Origin of the sequence: Edaphobacter modestus (assembly GCF_004217555.1) — a bacterium.
GTDB lineage: Bacteria > Acidobacteriota > Terriglobia > Terriglobales > Acidobacteriaceae > Edaphobacter > Edaphobacter modestus.
Genome location: NZ_SHKW01000001.1, coordinates 1,342,265 through 1,361,965 on the forward strand (window position 1 = coordinate 1,342,265; position 19,701 = coordinate 1,361,965).

At 54.6% G+C, this 19,701-nt stretch carries 18 protein-coding genes; 9 read left to right on the forward strand and 9 right to left on the reverse strand.

Translation table 11 applies throughout. From position 1 onward, the window contains the following. Positions 1-1,455, reverse strand: a complete 1,455-nt coding sequence (locus BDD14_RS05620; RefSeq protein WP_130417947.1) for a sensor histidine kinase — start codon at positions 1,453-1,455, stop codon at positions 1-3. Between the two features lie 541 nt (positions 1,456-1,996). On the opposite strand from BDD14_RS05620, the gene BDD14_RS05625 reads away from it, so the two are divergent. From BDD14_RS05625 to BDD14_RS05635, 3 genes are all read left to right on the forward strand, one after another. Continuing rightward, positions 1,997-5,323 (forward strand): carboxypeptidase-like regulatory domain-containing protein, encoded by a 3,327-nt coding sequence (locus BDD14_RS05625; RefSeq protein WP_242617763.1) that lies wholly within the window; start codon positions 1,997-1,999, stop codon positions 5,321-5,323. A 432-nt stretch (positions 5,324-5,755) separates the two neighbouring features. After that, a complete protein-coding gene (locus BDD14_RS05630) occupies positions 5,756-6,463 on the forward strand; it encodes a response regulator transcription factor (protein WP_242617764.1) in 708 nt (235 codons plus the stop codon). A gap of 654 nt (positions 6,464-7,117) precedes the next feature. Beyond that, positions 7,118-7,552: a hypothetical protein gene (locus BDD14_RS05635; protein ID WP_130417950.1), complete on the forward strand. Its 435-nt coding sequence runs from the start codon at positions 7,118-7,120 to the stop codon at positions 7,550-7,552. Positions 7,553-8,128: 576 nt separating this feature from the next. On the opposite strand, the gene BDD14_RS05640 is transcribed toward BDD14_RS05635, so the two are convergent. Beyond that, positions 8,129-8,275, reverse strand: a complete 147-nt coding sequence (locus BDD14_RS05640; RefSeq protein WP_242617765.1) for a hypothetical protein — start codon at positions 8,273-8,275, stop codon at positions 8,129-8,131. Between the two features lie 244 nt (positions 8,276-8,519). Continuing rightward, positions 8,520-9,332, reverse strand: coding sequence for a type 1 glutamine amidotransferase domain-containing protein (locus BDD14_RS05645; RefSeq protein WP_130417952.1), 813 nt, complete (start codon positions 9,330-9,332; stop codon positions 8,520-8,522). Positions 9,333-10,239: 907 nt separating this feature from the next. Here BDD14_RS05645 and BDD14_RS05650 point away from each other — a divergent pair. Together BDD14_RS05650 and BDD14_RS05655 are read left to right on the forward strand one after the other, a co-directional pair. Continuing rightward, positions 10,240-10,722: a hypothetical protein gene (locus BDD14_RS05650; RefSeq protein WP_130417953.1), complete on the forward strand. Its 483-nt coding sequence runs from the start codon at positions 10,240-10,242 to the stop codon at positions 10,720-10,722. 175 nt (positions 10,723-10,897) lie between these two features. After that, positions 10,898-11,533: a hypothetical protein gene (locus BDD14_RS05655; RefSeq protein WP_165419932.1), complete on the forward strand. Its 636-nt coding sequence runs from the start codon at positions 10,898-10,900 to the stop codon at positions 11,531-11,533. 187 nt (positions 11,534-11,720) lie between these two features. Here BDD14_RS05655 and BDD14_RS05660 read toward each other — a convergent pair whose 3' ends face one another. From BDD14_RS05660 to BDD14_RS05680, 6 genes are all read right to left on the reverse strand, one after another. After that, the gene (locus BDD14_RS05660; RefSeq protein ID WP_130417955.1) at positions 11,721-12,848 is read right to left on the reverse strand and encodes a hypothetical protein; all 1,128 of its coding nucleotides are present in this window, start codon (positions 12,846-12,848) and stop codon (positions 11,721-11,723) included. A gap of 87 nt (positions 12,849-12,935) precedes the next feature. Next, positions 12,936-13,217, reverse strand: coding sequence for a nucleotidyltransferase domain-containing protein (locus BDD14_RS34330; RefSeq protein ID WP_423201786.1), 282 nt, complete (start codon positions 13,215-13,217; stop codon positions 12,936-12,938). 20 nt (positions 13,218-13,237) lie between these two features. Then, a complete protein-coding gene (gene folE / locus BDD14_RS05665) occupies positions 13,238-13,846 on the reverse strand; it encodes a GTP cyclohydrolase I FolE (protein ID WP_130417956.1) in 609 nt (202 codons plus the stop codon). A gap of 15 nt (positions 13,847-13,861) precedes the next feature. Beyond that, the gene (locus BDD14_RS05670) at positions 13,862-14,290 is read right to left on the reverse strand and encodes a 6-carboxytetrahydropterin synthase (protein ID WP_130417957.1); all 429 of its coding nucleotides are present in this window, start codon (positions 14,288-14,290) and stop codon (positions 13,862-13,864) included. Beyond that, on the reverse strand, positions 14,287-14,700 hold the full coding sequence (locus BDD14_RS05675) for a 6-pyruvoyl trahydropterin synthase family protein (RefSeq protein ID WP_130422754.1): 414 nt from the start codon (positions 14,698-14,700) through the stop codon (positions 14,287-14,289). The genes BDD14_RS05670 and BDD14_RS05675 overlap by 4 nt, the downstream gene beginning before the upstream one ends. A 42-nt stretch (positions 14,701-14,742) precedes the next feature. Next, on the reverse strand, positions 14,743-15,819 hold the full coding sequence (locus BDD14_RS05680; RefSeq protein ID WP_130417958.1) for a glycosyltransferase family 2 protein: 1,077 nt from the start codon (positions 15,817-15,819) through the stop codon (positions 14,743-14,745). Between the two features lie 115 nt (positions 15,820-15,934). Here BDD14_RS05680 and BDD14_RS05685 point away from each other — a divergent pair, with 115 nt between their 5' ends. The 4 genes from BDD14_RS05685 (at position 15,935) to BDD14_RS05700 (ending at position 19,334) form a co-directional block, all read left to right on the forward strand. Further along, positions 15,935-16,336 (forward strand): TlpA family protein disulfide reductase, encoded by a 402-nt coding sequence (locus BDD14_RS05685; protein WP_242617766.1) that lies wholly within the window; start codon positions 15,935-15,937, stop codon positions 16,334-16,336. 10 nt (positions 16,337-16,346) lie between these two features. Next, positions 16,347-17,030: a GNAT family N-acetyltransferase gene (locus BDD14_RS05690; RefSeq protein WP_165419933.1), complete on the forward strand. Its 684-nt coding sequence runs from the start codon at positions 16,347-16,349 to the stop codon at positions 17,028-17,030. Positions 17,031-17,421: 391 nt separating this feature from the next. Next, positions 17,422-18,498, forward strand: a complete 1,077-nt coding sequence (locus tag BDD14_RS05695) for a type III polyketide synthase (protein WP_130417961.1) — start codon at positions 17,422-17,424, stop codon at positions 18,496-18,498. A 215-nt stretch (positions 18,499-18,713) separates the two neighbouring features. Further along, positions 18,714-19,334 carry a PEP-CTERM sorting domain-containing protein gene (locus BDD14_RS05700; protein WP_130417962.1) on the forward strand — a complete coding sequence of 207 codons (621 nt, stop codon included), beginning with the start codon at positions 18,714-18,716 and terminating at the stop codon, positions 19,332-19,334. Positions 19,335-19,701: the final 367 nt, after the last annotated feature.

A 19,701-nucleotide genomic window follows, 5' to 3' on the forward strand; every position in this document is an offset into this window, starting at 1 on the left:
TCAAACTTCCATACGTACGTGCGGTAGTGCCAGAAAGAACGTTGTAATCGCTTCTGGATCGCTTTCTACCCACACCCGGCCACGATGAGCTTCCACGATTCGTTTGGTTACGGACAGGCCTATGCCAGTCCCGGAAGCCTTGTATTGCGAGCCCGGAGCTCGGTAAAAACGCTGAAAGATGCGCAATCTCTCTTCGGGAGCGATGAAAGACCCTTCATTCTGAACGCTGAACACGACTTCAGTATCGGTGGACGCGATGCGAAAGGTAATTCGCGACTTAGGGCTTGCGTACTTCGAGGCGTTGTCGAGTAGTTGAAAGAGTGCCATCTGAAGCATACGGGCATCGGCCCACAGGTAGTACCTCCCAACCTCATGGACAATGCTCAACGGATGATCTTCCAGACGGTTCGCATACTGTTCCTTATAAAGTTCAACCAATTCCGTCAGATAGATCTTCTCGTGATCCACCTCCAATTGCCCCTCATCCAATTTTGCGGTTTGAAGTATCTGGTTGGTCAGCTTCGCCAGACGAGTCGTTTCCTCATCAATGAGAGACACAAGTTCTCTTTCTGCATACTCGAGGTTGCTGATCTCGAGCAATCCTGAACTGGCACTCTGAATGGTCGCCAATGGCGTTTTGAAGGCATGGGCGAGCCCGTCGAGAACCGCGGTTCGCAGCTGCTCGCTCCTCTTGGCGGCTTCGGCATTGCTCTCCGCTATAAACGAGTGCGCCCTTTCCAGGGCGATTGCCGAGAGGGAAGCAATCGCGTCCACGGATCGAGGATCGAGATGGCTTTCAAGATGAGAGCCTTTGATATAGAGTGCACCGACAGGTCTCGTGCCAAGTCTCAATACTCGTTTAAATCTGCATGCACTAAAATCGTTTTCGCAAAGCTCGTGGAAATAGGTGGCACGTACCTCGTCATCGGGAATGGCTTCTTTACCAGCTTTATCCATCCGAACCTCGCGGGCGTCCCATAGAGCCACGGCATCAACCTTGAAAGTATCAGCGATCAGATGCGTAAGTTGCGCGCCAACTTCCTTACTCCGGTCCATGATGATGATGTCCCGACTTGTAAGGTAAAGTCTTTCCAGTCGCGTTCGCTCACTCTCGGTCTGTGCAGCCTTCTGCTTGATGCGGTCGGCAAAATGGCCTGCGGCCAAAGCGATAGCCACAAATATTCCGGATGAAATCCAGTCCTGAGGTTCGCGTGCGTACAGAGAGAAGATCGGGACCATGTAGAAGTAGTCCAAACATCCAACCGAAAGCACCGAAGCAACTGCTGCGTCAATAAATCCCCATCGAAATGCGATCAGCATAACGAGAACGAGATCGATAAGTCCCGCAGTCAGCGCCTTACCGTGACTATCGTAAACAACTGTCGTTACTAGCGCTACGATCGGGCCGATCGCGAGAGTGCGGAGCAGACGCCTGGCTACATGCGTGTATCTCATCTCGAAGGATCAGAATATCGCCAAACTATTTGGAAGTAGTCTCGATATTCGGCCAAGAACTAAAAAAGTTGTAAACAAAGCGTAAAAGTTAAAAGGGCCTAGATGCACTAACAATCTGAAATGACAGGGATCTATGGGAACGTACATTCGCGATTCTTCTCTTCGAAAAAACAAGCCCTTGGGGCGAGTATTTTGACAGACCTTTACCCCGAAGTTAAAAAAGTTATAAGTAAACCGTAAAACTGGGATCGTTTAGTTATGCCACAGTTATGGGAGAGAAGTTGTCATGAGACATAGCCGCTAATTGATTCGGCAGATTAGGAGAACACTCATGGCCTCTCCCAGAGGAACCATACGTCCCGCTTCGCCCGTTACCGCACATTCTTTGATGTGTTTGCATTTGGAGGCAGTACTTTTATTTGAGCAACAGACCGCAGCTTCCCGTGAAAGAAATAAAGCGCGTTCACGAATCCTTTCCTCGCAGGGAGTCCGGAAGAGTCATTTATTAGGTTCGTTCATTGTTTTGTTAGGCATGCTCTTTATGGCTGCCCCACGTGTAGGAGCTCAGTCTACATTCGGGAGTATTCGAGGGATCGCTCAGGATGCCTCTGGCGCTGAAATCACGGATGCGCAGATCACGCTGCACAGTATCGATGTGAATACCGATCGCGTTGTGAAGACTGACGCTACCGGCAGCTACTCCCTAGAGAATGTTCTGGCGGGCAAATACAGTCTTCGCGCTCAGCACGATGGTTTCGCCGATACAGTCGTGGCCAACATTACACTGGCTGCAAGGCAGGATCTTCGATTTACGCTCGATATGAAGATTGCCGCTGAGGCAACCACGGTCGAGGTTACCTCATCCGGAAACCAGATTAATACTGAAAATGGCGTGATTGGAGATTCAAAAAATACGGCCCAAATTGGCCAGCTGCCACTGAACTTCCGTGCATCCACGACTAGTCCGTTGGCCGCATTGGCGACTTCTCCGAATGTGCAGCAGGACAGCCAGGGAAATACCGCTATAGGTGGTGCGACTGCGAACCAGATCGGCTTCTCCGTGGATGGCATCTCGACGGCGAATGTCTTCACCAGTGCTGCGGGCGCCAACCCTTATCCATCGTCCGAAGGGATCGCAGAGCTGAAGGTTACGGCCTTCAACAACAATGCAGAGTTCTCCCAGGTTGGCGATGTGACGTTTACGACCAAGGGAGGAACGAATCAATTTCATGGGAGTCTCTTCGAGTATCTCCAGAATGATGCGCTTGATGCTCGCGTCCTGAATTTTACGCAGAAAGCGCCGAAACATTTCAACACCTTCGGAGGCAGCATCGGCGGTCCGCTGTCGATTCCTCATCTTTACAACGGCCATAACAGGACGTTCTTCTTTTTCGACTACGAAGGGAACCGGAGACGGACCTCGCAGGCACAGCAATATACGGTGCCCACTGCAGACGAAAGAGCGGGAAACCTGAGCGCGCTTACCTCCACTTTGAGAAACCCTTTCACGGGCCAGAACTATCAAAACAGCACAATTACAAATATCAACCCCACTGCTACGGCCCTGTTAAATCAGTTCTACCCGCTGCCCAACCTGACTACTTCGAATGGTTCTGTCAACTATCAGACCTTGGTACCGATTCCTTCGAATACAGACGGTTTCGATGCCAGAATCGATCAGGTCATTAACTCGAAACAGCAGGTGTATGCGCGATTCAATCGAAAGAACCTCACGGTAAATGTGGTTAATCCGCTCTTGCCAAACGATGTGGATACCGAGCATGACCGGAGCTTCCTGGTCTCGCACAACTACGTGATCAGCAGCCATCTTCTGAACGAGTTTCGCTATGGATTTACTGATAGCATCCTGGCGCCCAACTTCGCGATTCAAGGCGCCGCAGCTCTGCAGGGGTTGAATATTCAAGTGGGCGGTGATCAGGGTGTCAATGTTTCGAACCATCCGTTAGACCAGGGCTTTCCCTCTATTGTCTTTTCCGATGGAACCAGTTTCACTCCGATCGGCCGAGATCACGTGGGACCTACCGAGTCCACGACGAAGCAGATCGCAGACAACCTCACCTATAACCGCGGCAGACATACAATTCGCGCCGGTGTAGATTTCCGGTGGGTGCGTTTCGCCGTGCCCGAGATCGAAACGCCCTCTGATGACTACGGACTGTTCACATTCAATCAGGGGGTATTTACTGGAAATGCCTTCGGCGATTTTCTTCTTGGTGCTCCCAATACGACATACTTTGCCGTCACGGGGCCGAGAGATAATGCGGGTGGCCTTCAGACAGGTATCTACGGCCAAGACCAGTGGCAAGTCAACGATCGTTTGACCATTAACTTCGGTCTTCGTTGGGAACTGCTTCCTCCCTTTGTCGATAAAAACGGAATTCAGGCTAACTTCGATCCTAACTACACCGGTCCAGGTTCGAATGGGCAGGGTGCGATCATTGTCAACGATATCTTGCTGAACGGTCTCAAACCAGCCCCGGCCTTCCTGGCATCGTTCAATGCCTGCGGACTGGCAGGTGTCAATCCAAGCACATGTACTCCCGTTGTGTCGAATAGCCAGGCTCAACTGCCGGCAGGCCTGCGGCAGACGTATCTCCGTAACTTCGATCCACGTTTGAGCGTTGCGTATCGTCCCTTCAAGGACAACAGGACGGTCATTCGTGCTGGCTTTGGTATCTTCACCGTAACCGCTCTCGGCCAACTCCAGAACAACAACGAAAGCAATCCGCAGGCAGTCGTCAATACCTGGGCGAACAACAACAACGGTACCCCGGTTTTCACGTTTCCAAACGTTACCCCTCCGGGTGCCGGACTGCAGTTTGGAGGCGGAACGCTCGAACAAGCTACCGATCCTCACTACCGCGACGCGCAAACGGCACAGTGGAACGTCACGATCGAGCGTGAGTTGACCTCCAATACCTCGCTGAGGGTCAGCTATGTGGGAATGAACTCCTACCGGCTTCCCGTCACAGCAAACCTGAATCAAACGAAACCCAGCACCACGGCCTACAATCCCGCGGCTGTTCCGTTCCCAAACTGGGGAGTCATTTACTCAACGTATAACCTGGGAAATCAGAACTATCAGGCGTTGGAGTTGGAGGCCTCACATAGAATGGCCAGGGGCCTGGCCTATCAGGCCAATTACACGTGGGCTCATAACATCAGCGATGCTCAAGGCGACGCGCCCACTGCCTTTCAGGGCGAGACTCGTTACGGACTGGCGGATCTAAATCGTTTCGCCACCAGCGCAAACCGCGGCAATGTTGTTGGAACACGTCGTCAACGTCTATTGGTGACGGGGACTTACGAACTGCCGTTCGGCAAAGGACGGCAGTGGTTGAACTCCTCACCCGTCGTGGGAGGTATCCTCGGCGGTTGGAATATCAACACGATCACGCTGCTGGAGACAGGACCATACCTGACCCCGACCGACAGCGTAAGCAACGATCAAACGAACACGAATCCCGCTGCAGCTGGATCGATCGTACGTCCTGACCGTGTCGGTAATCCCATTCCTGACCATCGCACGCCGAGCAATTACTTCAACATCAATGCGTTTGCACATACTCCGGTCAATGCAGGACGAGTGGGCAATGCGGGAGTTGGAATCCTTGAGGCTCCTGGCACGATCGCAGTAAGTGCAGGTTTAGCGAAGGTGATTGCTCTCAGAGAGGCATGGCGTCTGCGCTTTGAATCAACATTTACCAACGTGTTGAACCGTACGAACTACGCGCCTCCTGCAACCAACATAAGCAACTCCAGCTCATTTGGAGTGCTTACAGGAGCTCAAACGGCAGAAAACGCGGGGAACAGGACGGGACAAATCGCCTTGCGACTTGAATTCTAGATCGAGTGGAGGCAAAGCCAGCTAGCGTCGGTTGGACCGGGTTGAAATTCGACTTCGGTCCAGCCCCACGTCTGCCCAGTTCCGGACTTTAGAAGTTTCGATCAGAACGAGTGTAGTCCTAATTTGAGGTAAAGATGAGTTTGCTATGGACAGGTGTATGCAGGATCTATTTCAACGCCTATGCCGAAACTCTTTTGTATTGGTCAGTCGATAACGGAGATCCTTCCACGGAAGTAAGGTGCCAACGCGTAGTGATGACCGGTAACTTCGAGACTATCGTCGCACCTGAGCAAAACGCAGAACCGCGTGAGTGGTTTTGTTTCAAACAGGCGAACGTATACGAGAAACTAGGCGGAGTCATCGCCGTGACGGAATGTACAACCGCATCGTTGCGCGACAGGAGCGGCAATGAGTCGAGGTGATAGGCACTCCATGGTTAAGATACTGATCGTAGATGACGAACCTCGAACTACAAAAATTCTTCAAACGGATCTTTCATCTCAGGGATACCTCATGCATGTTGCGGCAAACGGGGTGGAAGGTATGACCGTCGCCCGAAATTGGCATCCGAACCTTGTGATCGCAGATGTATTCATGTCGAAGATGAGCGGTGTTGAGTTTTGTCGCCAACTCCGCGAGATCTCTGACGTCCCGATTATTGTTCTCTCAGCTCCCACAGACGAGAACATTAAGGTCGAGGCATTGAATGCTGGTGCCGATGATTATGTTATCAAGCCAATTAGCATGCGGGAGTTTCATGCCCGGGTGCAGGTTCAGCTTCGGCGTCATCCGGTCAAAGGAGCGGAAGCGCAACGAACTCTCATTGCGGGTGACTTTCAAATTGATATCTCTATGCATCGCGTCACTGTTCGTGGTCAGGTAATTCATCTCTCACCATTACAGTTTGATCTGTTGCGCTGTCTCGTTGAACACGCCGGACAGATTCTTACCCACCGAGTCATTTTTCAGGATGTCTGGGGAATCGATGATGACCGGCGCGGACACATTCGAGCCTACATTGCTCAGCTTCGCAAGAAGATTGGATGTTCAGACCATCGCCGTTATATCGTCACCGAATCATGGATAGGCTACCGTTTGTGCGCCTCAGGTGAGGCAGCCTATAAGACTTGTACCACCTGATTGCTTAGCAACGCGACTGGAAGAACTTGGAGTCCTGTTGTTATGTTGGAATGCGCTGTGGTTTCTTCAGTCTTACATTTCCACGGCTGTTGTCTCCGTCGATGGGTTCATCGACTCTTCCGGCAGCCCATAGACCGTCTTCGGTCATTTCTTGTAGCCGATCTTTTCGCTATTGGTCATCGCTTGCGGCACCTTCTGCAATGCGCAGCTCGCGCCGGGCTTGTTCGATCCTTTCCACCAGTCGCGCATCCATCACTTTTTAGTCCTCCGGGCATCATTCTTATCATGCGTGAATTTTGACATTTTCACCGCTCACCCAGGGCCCTTCTGAAGGGCTTTATGCTTTCTTTGCTCCGATCCATATAACCTATAGGAGTGTTGAATTTACGAAGAAGGCGCATCTTCTTGCCTGTGCCTGGGCGTGATCGGTGTAGGGTGTGCAACTATCCGAATATATGCTCAGGGGACAGTCAACGACGCCAAACCTCAAGGTGCACCCACCCAGGCATCCGGGGGAACGAGCACTGATTTGTTCGTGATGTTTGGATCAGACTTTAATCGTCCTGGGCTTCTTCCCAGGGCAAATTACAACCTCGGCATCGGACACACCTTTGCCTTCTTGAAGAAGAACCCACTCGGAGACGAACTGACCATATGTTTGGATCAGACTTTAATCATCCTGGGCTTCTTCCCAGGGCAAATTACAACCTCGGCATCGGACACACCTTTGCCTTCTTGAAGAAGAACCCACTCGGAGACGAACTGACCATTGCATACACGTACGAGAACGCCGGCACCCACGGCTTTTTCCATACCAATTTTGGCGAACATACCGAAAGTGCTGGCATCATGAAGAACTTCGCGCTGCCAGGCACCAAACTCGTCACCGGCTACACCTGGATTCAGAGTGGCCTGACGAGCTACACGGGCAACGCCCACGTGCAAAATAGGCTCGCCAGCAGCGCATCCCTTGGTGCCATCGTGCACTTCAACAACAGCAACTCCATCTGGATTCAAGAGACTTATAATAAGGTAGTTACCGTGCCTTGGTACACAACCTCAAGCATTGGCTATACGTATAGCTGGTAGAAATCAGCGCGCCGAAGCGTTTCTCGGGAGATCTAAATCTCATGACGCTCCTGAAAGCTTCAGGAGCCAATGTCCGTCCGATGTCGCGATAGTTTTGTCGGACAACTCTATGGCATATGTCTGCAATCCAGGGTTGAGCTGATAGTTCGATCGCTTACCGCGCGCACGATGGATGAGCGCAGCTCCGCCGCCATCTTTGTAACAGTTCAGCAAACGCTGAACTTGACGAACACTCAAATCCAAAAGCAGTGATGCTGAATCTGATGTAAGCCGACCAGCAACAAACTCTGCAAGCGCTATCGGCTATTCGTGGTTACCCGGCTCCCGGCACGGCTATCGCTTTCGCGAGGCCTAGCGTGAACTGTCCGCAGCGTTCTTCCGCCGTAGCTCGCTAGGTCAAAACAGAGAAGGGCGAGGCTCAAGGGCTTCGTCCTTCTTCTTCTCGTAATCTTTATTCCTCCTTTATGCTCTCACTTCTTTTTCGTTATCGTTCAAGCTGAGAGAAGTGACGCTTCACGTTTTGAAGTCGCTGACAGGAAAGCCGCAGACGACGAGGCCTTTGTCCTTGAAGCGACTCTATACCTCTTCGAGCACCTTGTACTGGGGAGCGAGTCCGCATTGAGAGGCTACGCTAACGATAAGGAGAACTTTGCTGCGGTAGTCGCCGAGCGTGGCGGGTTCGCCGGTGAAGGGCTGGACGGGGATGTCGTAGATATTCGCCACAATTTGAGTGGATCGTTACGAATTCTGTATGCGGAAGCGGATACGATTCGATTCGGCGGAGTTGCCTGAGACGAGATCTCAGGAAGTCGCCTTTAGGGAACGAGGTAGTTTCAAGTACGGCTATGTCTTTTACCGATGTACTCTTTGTCCGACCTTTAGCGACCAGTGAAGAACGTGCCGAGCATATCGGCGTAGCTGCTGGAGTACCTGCGTGGGCAGGCAACCTGGGACGTCCAATTCTGTCCTACGCAGCCTTGGCGGTAGCACGATCAAGGGCCTTCACAAAACGCTTAGCCATTTCGTGGTCGGAAGGCGGGTTCTGGCCGGTGATGAGTTCGCGATCTTCGATCACAAACGGCTTGAAGATACCTTTGTCGGAGATGGAGACGTCGCCGCCGGCGATCTTCAGAGCGTCGTTGACGTAGAACGGAATTTTACCGCCACCCATGTAGTGTTCTTCCGCATAGTGCTCCTCGTCGTTCGAAAAGATCGTCATGCGGTAACCGGCATATTGCCAACCCTCAGCAAGCCTCTTTGCCTCTTCCGGCTTGCCTGCTACAAGTGCGGCGCGGAATTCCTTCGCCTTCGGCATCGCCGCCGCTATGGCAATCGGTCCATGACAGAGAAGCGCCGTCGTCTTCGCCGTGGAATGGGCATGACGAAGTATCTCACCAAGGTCCGGGTCCTGGATCAGGTCAACCATCGGTGGGTGTCCCCCTGGGGCGTAGAACCCGATGTATCTATCGAGACCTTCCTCAATCAATGAACGGAATGAGCGCGGGTTCTGCATCGCGGGGTGGGTGTTAATGAAGTCAAGTGCCTTTCGGAGGGCCTCTTCACTGCCGCCGAAATGAGCTGCTGTAGCCGATTGAGGATCCATGATCGGCTTGGTGCCATTAGGCGTAGCCAGAACCATTTGATAGCCGGCATCAAGCGCTGCCTGTACGGGTATAACGAGTTCGTTGAGATAGTAGCCCGCGTGTTCTTTCCTGCCATCCTTGAGGGTGATCGAGTCAGCGTTGGAAGCGATGGCGAGTATTGTAGGTTCGCTGTTCATGAGATTCTCCTTCTGCTCGGGCCTGAGGTTATTTAGCTTGCGCTCGTCCTTGGTTATGAAAAGTTACGGACCCTGGCCGCTGTCCGAGGCTCCTCGCTATCATTCATAACGATGGGATGCCATCCGAAGAAAGAGAGGATACCCCCGCACAGGCGCTCTGCTCAACGAGCCTGATCGACGAGCCGGCTGACAGTCGCCACAAGCATTGTTCGTAGATGCCTAGGTTGTTGATAAGGATGTCGATCTCGGGCACAGGCCCAATCAACGTATCGACGCCGATCTTTGTGCTACGTCCGCGACGACCGTCCGCACTTTCAACGCGCTATTGGCGAACAACTCATCCAGCTTCGCCTGCGTTCGTTCTGGCGCTGTCACATCGACGCCTTCGCGTGCTAGTGCTTTGAATAGTTCTGGTGAAAGAGGAGACCGTTGATTTGATTACAGTTCACTAATTGAGGCGCGCCCATACAATCATTTATTTGGGATCAGCACTTTGACTCTCACCCGACTCCGTTGCGCTTTGAACCGCGGCCAGCATCTCTTGCCGTATCAGGCCACTGAATGGCTTAATCATCTTCTCGTGCGACATTTGATAACCCGCATTGTTGACCTGCGACATGGGAGCTGGCAGCATCTTCCCGCCGGAGTGGCAGAGATGCTGCGGCGGCGCAGGATGGAGGCTTCTTGGTTGAGGTAAAAGTCGGCGGGGTCTGCTCTCTGGCAGGAAGTGTGAGCGGGTGTTTCCGTTGTGTGAATTTCCAGCCTGCGAAATTGACAGGGGAGGAGAGGCTGGGTAGCCTCAAGGGCGTCGGCGATAGCGGCGGGCCATATCTTCTATCTTCCTGCTGACGAATCCAATGGCTCCCCGCTGGCCGTGAACGCCTTGTGCGGGGTGAAGGAGTTTTCGGTGAGCACAAAGGCAGACTTCAGCGCAGATGAGTGGGACCTGTTGCGTTCTTCGCCAATGATGGCGGGAATTTTGGTGGTGGCGGCGAGCCCGAGCGGGCCGATTGGGCTGGTGCAGGAGTCGGCGGCAACGGGAAGGATGATTTTGGGTGCGGCGGGGACGGCGCAGACTCCGCTGCTGAAAGCGCTGGCGGAGGATATGAAGACGTCGGTGTCGATTCCGAACGCGCCTGCGGGAGCTTCGCCCATGGCAGTGCAGAACGCGGCGACGGAGATTCTGCGTCGGACCTCGGAGCTGCTGGGAAAGAAGGCTACTCCGGAGGAGACCACCGAAATCAAGCAATGGCTGGCGAGTGTGGCGCAGGCGACGGCCGAGGCGACCAAAGAGGGCGGTTTCCTTGGGTTTGGCGGGACGCTGGTCTCTGAGGAAGAAAAGGCCGCGGTGGCGAAGGTGAGTTCGACGCTGGGGATTGCCACGGTGTAGCGCTGAGTGTTGTGTTGCTCTGCATGAAGAGGTGATGGGAAGTAAGCTGGTTCTATAAAGAAGTCGGTCGTGCTGGATGTGATGCTTCCTCCACTGGGCATGGTTCCGGTGGTCGATACGCGCAGGCACGATTTGGAGCGGCATATTCCGGCGCGGTCTTTTTCGATATCGACGTATGGTTGAGATCGATACATTACAGATCCGGGAACGGTTCTATTTCAACTTCAGACTCTTCTGGATGAAGTCGAGAGCAATCCTTTCGGTGTCGATGTGGATTTGCGCGCGATTGATGCCGGGGTCGGGCTTGCAGGAGTCGAGCACCTTCTCGCCTGAGGGGGTTGCAGAGGGTTCCGAAGATGTAGTGGTTGGCTCTGCCGAGAAAGATCTTCAGCTGTGCTCCAGAGATGAGTTTGGCGTAACGCTCGGCGTTGGTTTTGGGATCGACGATGGTGTCGTCGGCGCCGACAATGATGTAGACGGGGATTTGGATGGATCGCAGGCTTGCCTCGGTGAAGGCGAAGCCAACGGCGGGAGCCATAGCAAAGACGGCCTTCACGCGGGGGGCACGGTGCCAGTCGTGCTGGTGGCGCAGGGAGCCCTGAATGACGGAATTGGTGTCCTTGATCTTATTGAAGCGGTCGATCCACTGCCGGAAGGTCGGGGGAAGATTGCAGTTGATGTCTTCGGGGTGAGCTTGGCGGTGGGCGGCGGCGATGCGTGTGGGGTCGATGCGGGGGCCGAACTTGGAGTCGGCGAGTATCTTGTCGATGAGCGCGAAGATGTCGCGGGGGGCGCTCCCATTCGAGGATGAACCCCTGGGGGAGCATCTGGACTCGGCGGCGGTGTTCCGTGGTGGTTGACGCCGGCGACGATGTATCCGTGTGAGGCGAGAAACCATCCGAGCCAGCCCATGAGTAGGCGAGGCTGGAGGTTCCGTGCGAGAGGACGATAAGCAGAAATTTCTGGCATCCTGCACTAGAGCAGGATGCAGAGTCGGATTAACGTTTCCTCGGCAGCCAGATCTCGAGTTGGCCCTTCGGGGAGGGCAAGCCGATCCTAACGGCGCGGGCGTTCGGATACGCCTGCTTCAATATCTCAACGCATCGATTCGCAAACACCTCATCCGAGGCATTGAAATATCTGACCTGAGCTACATCTGGCATCTTCTGGGTCGGAATCTTCTGTACCTGAGACTCTACGTTCGCTGTGGGCCATCCTTTACGAAGCAGTTGTACGACCTTCGTACCGGCTTCGGGAGTGTCCGTTGCATCCTCCTGAACGTACATATGCGCTCTGACATTGACAGACGCTGGAGACCGGTTGGGAACAGCAGCTTCGACGGGTTTCGGCGTCGTGGGAGACACAGAGGCATTCTGGCTGGTTCCGAATTCTGAAAGCAGCAGTACGATTGGCTGGCTCTCGTTGTCAGCGATACTCAGCGTCGACGAACCTGGACTGTCGTTGATGCTGAATCCGCCGATCTTTGCCAGCTGGGCTTTCACTGTAGCGGGATTATCTACCTTCACAGTGAAGGTCATCTTTCCGAGCACGGTGCCGCGGATCAGTCGCATCCCGGGGTGGCTGGAGATGAACTTCCCGCAATCGCCCTGGGCGGTGACGTGTTCCACAGACTTGTCGTCCATGATCTGAATCTGCGCGTCCGCGATCGTGTATTGGATGTTTTGCGACTGCTTGAGGTTCACGCCCGCGCTATCGAGTCCCTGAAGTGCGCCGGATCCAAGGTTTGCCGCGAGAGCGGTATCGCTAGACATCGTATAGGAAGGAAACAGATGCTGCGCCGCGAAGGGCTTAGGAAGAGGGGCGGGAACGCAATCCTCCAGATCCGCAGGGACCGAACCGGTCGCGCGGAGCAAGGTGCCCAACGGATACGCGGTTGTCGCCACGATAACGCTGAAGTCGCTGCCGCCACCAAATTGCTTGAGCACCCGATTAGCCAGGTCCTGCTGAAATTGATCGAAGTCGCCCACATTCTGCGTTGATGGCTGATCTCCACTGCGGTTCGTGGTAACGAGCAGGTTCTTCGGCCGATGAGCGAAGTGCCATGCAACAATGATGGCGACCAGAACGGCTATGAGTCCAACAATCTTTTTACCTGTGGGATTCATTTATCGAGTCCTCAGCAAAGCCCAACCTCACAAAAGCAGAGCCATTCCTCATCGTCTCAGAAAAAGCGATTCGACCAATGAGATTATTCAGCAGCCCTGGACAACCTGTCGACCGGAGTCTATGCAGGTAACCTCGGTCGGAGCGAGGGTGTACCGGGGTTGGCAAATCGCCGCACCACTCAAGGAGAATACCTCAGCATCACAATCCGGGCAGTTCGTCGCCGTCGAAGTACGGGTTATGTCCGCTAAAAGGGAGGCACTCCAGATCCAGGTCGGATGAACACGCGTCTGGTGTCCCAGTAGAGCATCGACACCCCAACCCCCATCGATCCAAATCTCGATGCCTGACGAACCGAGCCGGCGATACACAGATAGGACAGACTGCAACTCTAAAAGCTGCCGCCGTTTCTCCGGACGAGGGAAAGAAATTCGTTACGCGTCTGTAGCTGAGTCTTGAAGACGCCCAGCATAGCGGAGGTGACGGTGAGCGAGTGCTGCTTTTCCACGCCGCGCATCATCATGCAGAGGTGCTGTGCTTCGAGGATCACGGCGACCCCCTGGGGGTCAATCGCGTCGGTAATGGCTTCGCCGATCTGCCGGGTCAAACGCTCCTGCACCTGCAGGCGGCGCGCGAAGACATCGACGAGCCGCGGAATCTTGCTGAGGCCGATCACCTTTCCGTTGGGGACATAGGCGACGTGCGCCTTGCCGAAGAATGGAAGCAGATGGTGCTCGCACATGGAGAAGAACTCGACGTCTTTCACGATGACCATTTCGTCGTAGTCGACATCGAACAGCGCAGCGTGCAGCACCTCCGTGATGTCCATCTTGTAGCCACGCGTAAGGAAGGCCATTGCCTTCTCCATCCGCTCGGGCGTGCGAAGAAGACCGTCGCGGTTAGGGTCTTCGCCGATCCTGGTGAGAATCTCCCGGTAGAGGTCCTGGGTCGAGAACTCTGAGAGCGAGGTCGTTTCCAAAACGTTGTTCGTACGGGCCATGGGTATGGGCCTTTCTTAGTGAGTTCCTTCAGCGGGCATCGCGTCCCCGGCATAATCGAAGGAGTTGTTGCTGGTCTCTTCGATATGGACACGCTCAAGATGAGCGGCGGAGAAGCCTGCGAAGATGCGATAGACCTCTACCGATAGATTCTCCGTCGTGGATACCCGATTCTCAAAACAATGGAGCAGGTTTAGATTGGTGTGGTCAAACCTGTCGATTAGGTTTTCCCGCGCAAAGGCATCGAGCGCACCCAGATCGCAGACCATCCCGGTTACGGGATTCACCCTGCCGCTGAAGGTAACCTCGACCGTATAGTTGTGGCCGTGGCCGTGCGGATTGTTGCACTTGCCGAAGACTTGCTGGTTCTGCCCCTCGTCGAACGCCTCTGAGTGCAGCCGGTGCGAAGCGCTGAAGTGATAGCGGCGTGAGAGATAAGCCTTCATGCCTGCTCACCGTAAAAGTCGGCGAAGAGATCCGGCATCTCATAGACGCGCACCCGATGCAGCTTCGCATTGGGAATTTTGTCCTCGAGCCGTTGCCAGATGGCAATGGCGATGTTCTCCGTCGTCGGGATACTTGACCGGAACTCGGGCACCTCGAGATTCAGATGGCGATGATCGTAGATGCTGATCACCTCGCGGTCGAGAATATCCTTCAGTTGCTTCAGGTCGACGACAAAGCCGGAGACGGGATCGATCTCCCCTTTTACCGTCACTTCGACCGTGTAATTGTGTCCATGACCGTTGCGGTTGGCGCACTTACCGAAGACTCTCTTGTTCTCCTCCTCGGTCCAGTCCTCGACCCAGTAAAAGTGCGCGGAGGAGAACTCGGCTTTGCGTGTAAGAAAGATCATCATGCCTCTCTTCTAGTGTAGCTCTCTACGCAGGCCTATGAGTCAGCTGGTGCGATAGCTGCGACCCTTCCAGACGACCGTGCGCCGCATGCGATGATGCAGGGTGCTGCGAACCAGCAGAAAGACAAACAGCGGTATGCCGAGGATTGAAAGCGTGACATCGACGGCAGGAAAATTCGAGCGGGCCACGCGGGCGTAAAAGCGCCACAACGTCCTCCCCCAAAGCAGCATAAGCGCCCAACGCTGCCAGTTCACCAGCCAGGGAATGCCAAAAGCAAGGAGGGGAAGGCAGAAGTACAGAGCGAAATCGAGAACGCGCCAGGCAGCCAGATAGATCGGACGGGGAAACAGGACCGCCAGGTTCTTTGTCCAGCCTTCGATCATTGCTGCCGTAGTGCGATACATGTGCGTTGAGAGCGCATCGGGGGCATAGCGGAAGCGGATCGGCCTCTGGCTCTGCTTAACGGTGCGTGCGAGCGCCACGTCTTCAAGAACATCGGAGGCGACGGCGCGATGCCCGCCAACCGCAAAGTAGGCGTCCCGGTCGATCAACAGGAACTGTCCGTTGGCCGCCGCAAGGCTGCTACCGGGATCGTTCACCTCTGCCATGCGATAGACACTGGCTAGTTCGGAGAATACCAGCGGCATCACCACTCGCTGCCAGAAGCCAGTGACAACCTGGCGAGGCGAGTACGAAAGGAGGGCCACGTGGTGCCGTTCGGCCTCGCGAAGCGAACGCGAAAGATCGTCAGGCTCGTGAATCGTGTCGGCATCGGTAAACAGCAGCCACTGGCCGCGAGCCACCTTGGCCCCGGCCCAGCAGGCATTGTTCTTGCCTGTAAAAGGCGTGGATTCGCTCAGATCCAGTGGAGGAGCCTCCATGAGGGTCACCCCCGCGTGCAGGGCCGCGAGCGCACGGACGATGGAGGCCGTCGCATCGTCCGAATCGTCATTGACAACGATCAGTTCCCACTGGCGGCCAAGCTCGAATCCGGGCTCCGACTGCCGGACCAACGAAGCCAGGCAGCCAGGAAGGGAGATCTCTTCATTGCGCGCCGGAATGATAACAGAGAGCTCGAGATCGCAGGTCGCGCTGGGTTGGTCTACATCCACGGTCACGACTTCGTATTATAGGAAGGTGGAGTGTGTCGTGCGGAAAGCGCTAACGAGTCTTGTGTTGTTGCTATTGACGGCGGGCTGCGACCGGGGCCAACACCCTAGGCAATTGGCAACCGTGGCACCGTCGTTTTCTATCAGCGATGGATCCCAATCGATCGATCTCTCGAAGCTCCGCGGCAAGGTGGTTGTCCTGAACTTCTGGGCAAGCTGGTGCGCTCCCTGCGTTGAGGAACTGCCTACCCTGATCGAACTGCAGCGCAAGATGCCCCAGGTTGCCGTGATTGCAATCAGCACCGATGAAGACGATGGAGCGTATAAGCGGTTTCTGGCCGAACACCACGTCGATCTGACCACAATCCGCGACGGCGAGCAGCGAGTCAACGCGCTATACGGCAGCTTTCGCTATCCCGAAACCTATGTCATCGATCAAAAGGGAGTGCTGCGGAGAAAGTTTATTGGACCCCAGGTTTGGACTAGTCCCGAGATTGTGGACTATCTCACAAAGCTCGGGGGATAGTCTGAGTCTCATGTTTCCCAATCCATTCTGGCAGGCATTGACGACGGAGCATGCCGCAATTGCGGTCGGCGAAGGCCTAGCGCGACGGTATCCAGCTGATGTGATTCCGTTCGCCGGCGTTGCTGATACGGGTGAAGAGGCGATGCGGGCCCTGCGAGATCTGCTTGAGCCGGGCGAGGCCATCTACGTTGCCGGGGACAAACTGGAATTGATACCGGGACTGGAACAAGTACGCGAGATTGCCGGATACCAGATGAGCTTTTCTTCCGATGTCATGGAGCCGGGTGAGGCTTCGGCGCCTCCCATAGAATTATTGGCCTCAGAGCATGCTTCCGACATGGTGGGATTGACGGACGTGGCTTTCCCCGGGTTTTTCCGGAAGAAGACTCATGTATTGGGGTCCTACTGGGGAATTCGAAGAGACGGAAAGCTGGTTGCGATGGCCGGGGAACGGGTAGCACTGCCTGGTTTTCGTGAGATCAGTGCGGTATGCACACATCCTTCGTATACAGGCAAGGGCTATGCAGCGGTCCTCATACGGCATATACTGCGGGTCCATTCTGTGCGCGCGCTACGAAGTTTCCTGCATGTGGCAGCGGCGAATGAACGGGCTATCAGTCTGTATGAGAGGCTCGGATTTGTGAAGACGGAAACGATTATTTTTCGACAGATCCGCCGACCGGGACCTAGATGATGAGATGGCGTGCAACATATTTCATCATTTTGTGAGCAACCCTGCTGTATATAAATTCGAGTATCCAAAAAGTGGTTATGGTGCCGGCTCGGAAGGGGAGATAGGATGGTCTCACCTTCACGTCCTCAGAGAATCTCTGAAACGGTGCTATGAGTCTTTCTGGGCCTGAAGGTCATTTGTTTGTGAGGAGTTGCAGGGTAAAAACTACTGAACCCAGGCAACCTTTAAGTGTTTTATACTGTAATTGTCGCCTCATCGGCTTCCACCTGTGTGCTGGATTGCAGTACCCCTCCCACCAGCCTCTCGGCACAGGTTTGCGAAATTCCTGCCAAATTAGCTGATTAAGCGTCAGCGCTGTACTCCCCAACCTTCCGACGAGGTTTTTGAACCTATGCGCATCGCATCTGTAGGCACCGCCTTTCCTCCCCATCGCTATCCCCAGACTGTCATTACTGAAGCCCTCAAATCGCGGATGCAAGACAAACTGGAGATTCCAGGCATCATGGACCGTCTCCACTCCAATTGCGGAGTGGACTACCGCCACATCATGTTCCCCCTAGATACGCTGGGTACGCTTTCCGGGTTTGGGCCAACCAATGACGCATGGATCAAGGGAGCTCTCGAGCTAGGCCAGCAAGCCGTTCGGAAGGCCCTCGATCAAGCCGGACTGGAGCCTTCGGATATCTCCGCAATCTTCTTTACTTCCGTGACAGGCATCGCCTGCCCGAGCATAGATGCCCGGCTGGTGAACCTGATGGGCTTTCCGAACACTATTAAAAGGACACCGATCTTCGGTCTCGGCTGCGTAGCCGGTGCGGCCGGGATCTCCCGGGCCGCGGATTATGTCCGCGCATTTCCCAAGCAATATGCTCTATTGCTCTCGGTAGAGCTGTGCTCTCTTACCTGGCAGGAGCAGGATTGCTCGATGGCAAACCTAGTTGCGTGCGGCCTGTTTGGAGATGGCGCCGCTGCTGTGGTGCTGGCGGGAGAGGAGACTCAACTGGCGGAGAAGCCAACCAGTGTCGAGGATCCGTGCCCGCGGGTTCTGGCGACCCGGTCGACATTTTATCCCAATACGGAGCACCTTATGGGATGGAACATTAACCACAATGGTTTCAACATCGTTCTCTCGGCAGAGGTTCCCGAACTGGTCACGACAGAGCTTCGGCAGACAGTGGAGGACTTTCTAGGCGAGAACGACCTTCAGATCGGGCAGATCTGCAGCTTCATCTTCCACAGTGGCGGACCAAAAGTCCTGAAAGCAATGGAAAGCAGCCTGAGCCTCCCTCCCGGAGCACTCTCTGCTTCCTGGAACAGCCTGCGGCAACGGGGAAACCTCTCGTCCGCTTCGGTCCTCACGGTCATGCAGGATTATCTGCTGAATCGACCTGGCAGCCCTGGGTGCTATAGCATGATCGGCGCCATGGGTCCAGCCTTCTGCTCCGAGCTTCTCCTCCTGCAGTGGTAGAAGGGAAAACAATTCCCATAATGGGACTTCTAAGAGTGCATTGGTTTGCACATGGAGCCTGCTCAGCAGGGGGCGTACCATAGGTTGCGGGCGCTAACCCCCAGAAGTATGAATGCCGCTTAGTTTAGGAATGAGAACGGGCTGTGGCTATATGCGTGCAGCAATGAAGGTGCGGTCGGTGGACGCCGCATTTCGCACTTTCATGGAGGTTCTCAATGCTTAGATCGCTCTCTATCCTTGCGCTGGCAGCAGTTTTTGCTGCTCCCATCGCTGTTCATGCCGACCCAATTACCGGTACACTCTCTGCCTTTGGCACCGACACCTTCACCTCCAACACGGTCCAATTTTTCAGTGGAGAAGTTGCGGGTGGACCAGGAGCACTTACTGGAACCTTTGCCTTGTATCTAACCGATGGCAATCCAATCAACTTCCTCGCCGGTGTTCTGCCCTACAATCAGGGGCCGAATACGGTTCCTCCTGCCATTTCACCGGTCCAGCTGTTTACGACCTCGCAGAATGGCGAAACCTTTGCTTTCTATATGACTGACTACAATGCGATGTACGTCTCGAATATACCTGGATGCACGGTGGGGAACTGCCTCGATGTAACCGGCAACGGTTTCTTCACGGCGAACGGCGTAGTCGCCTATGAATCCAGTCCAGGCAGCTTTACCTTTACCTCTCAGTTAGTTGGCGGACAGACTTCGACGACGTTCTCGGCCTCGGCCATTGCAACACCGTCGGCGATTCCCGAGCCTTCAAGCCTTGCGTTGATGGGAAGCGGCGTGCTGGCCATGGCAGGCATGGTACGCCGTCGTATGGCACGAGCGGCCTAAGTAGTCCGGAACCACAAAAGAAATCCCTCCCCTGCTGTCAGCGCGATTCCCAGTGGGGCAGGGATTTTTTGCATGTCTGGCAGAATTCTTCTTGAAGCACGTAAATTACTGAGGATGCGTCATGGATGGGTTGCAGAAGCAACAGGTCTTCGAATGCTTCAGGGAGCAAGAGGTGCCTGGATATGGGTATACTTGGTCCACTATTTTTTCGCAATCTGGTTGTTGCTCGACTTCGTGAAGGGAGCGCTTCCTGGGCGAGGTTGTAATGACGTTCAGACGGACGCCGGTTGAAAACGGCCTATCTCGGACCATGGCAGGAAAGGGGCTCGTTTCGCATTGATGTGGAGAACACTCGCAGTCCTGTCAG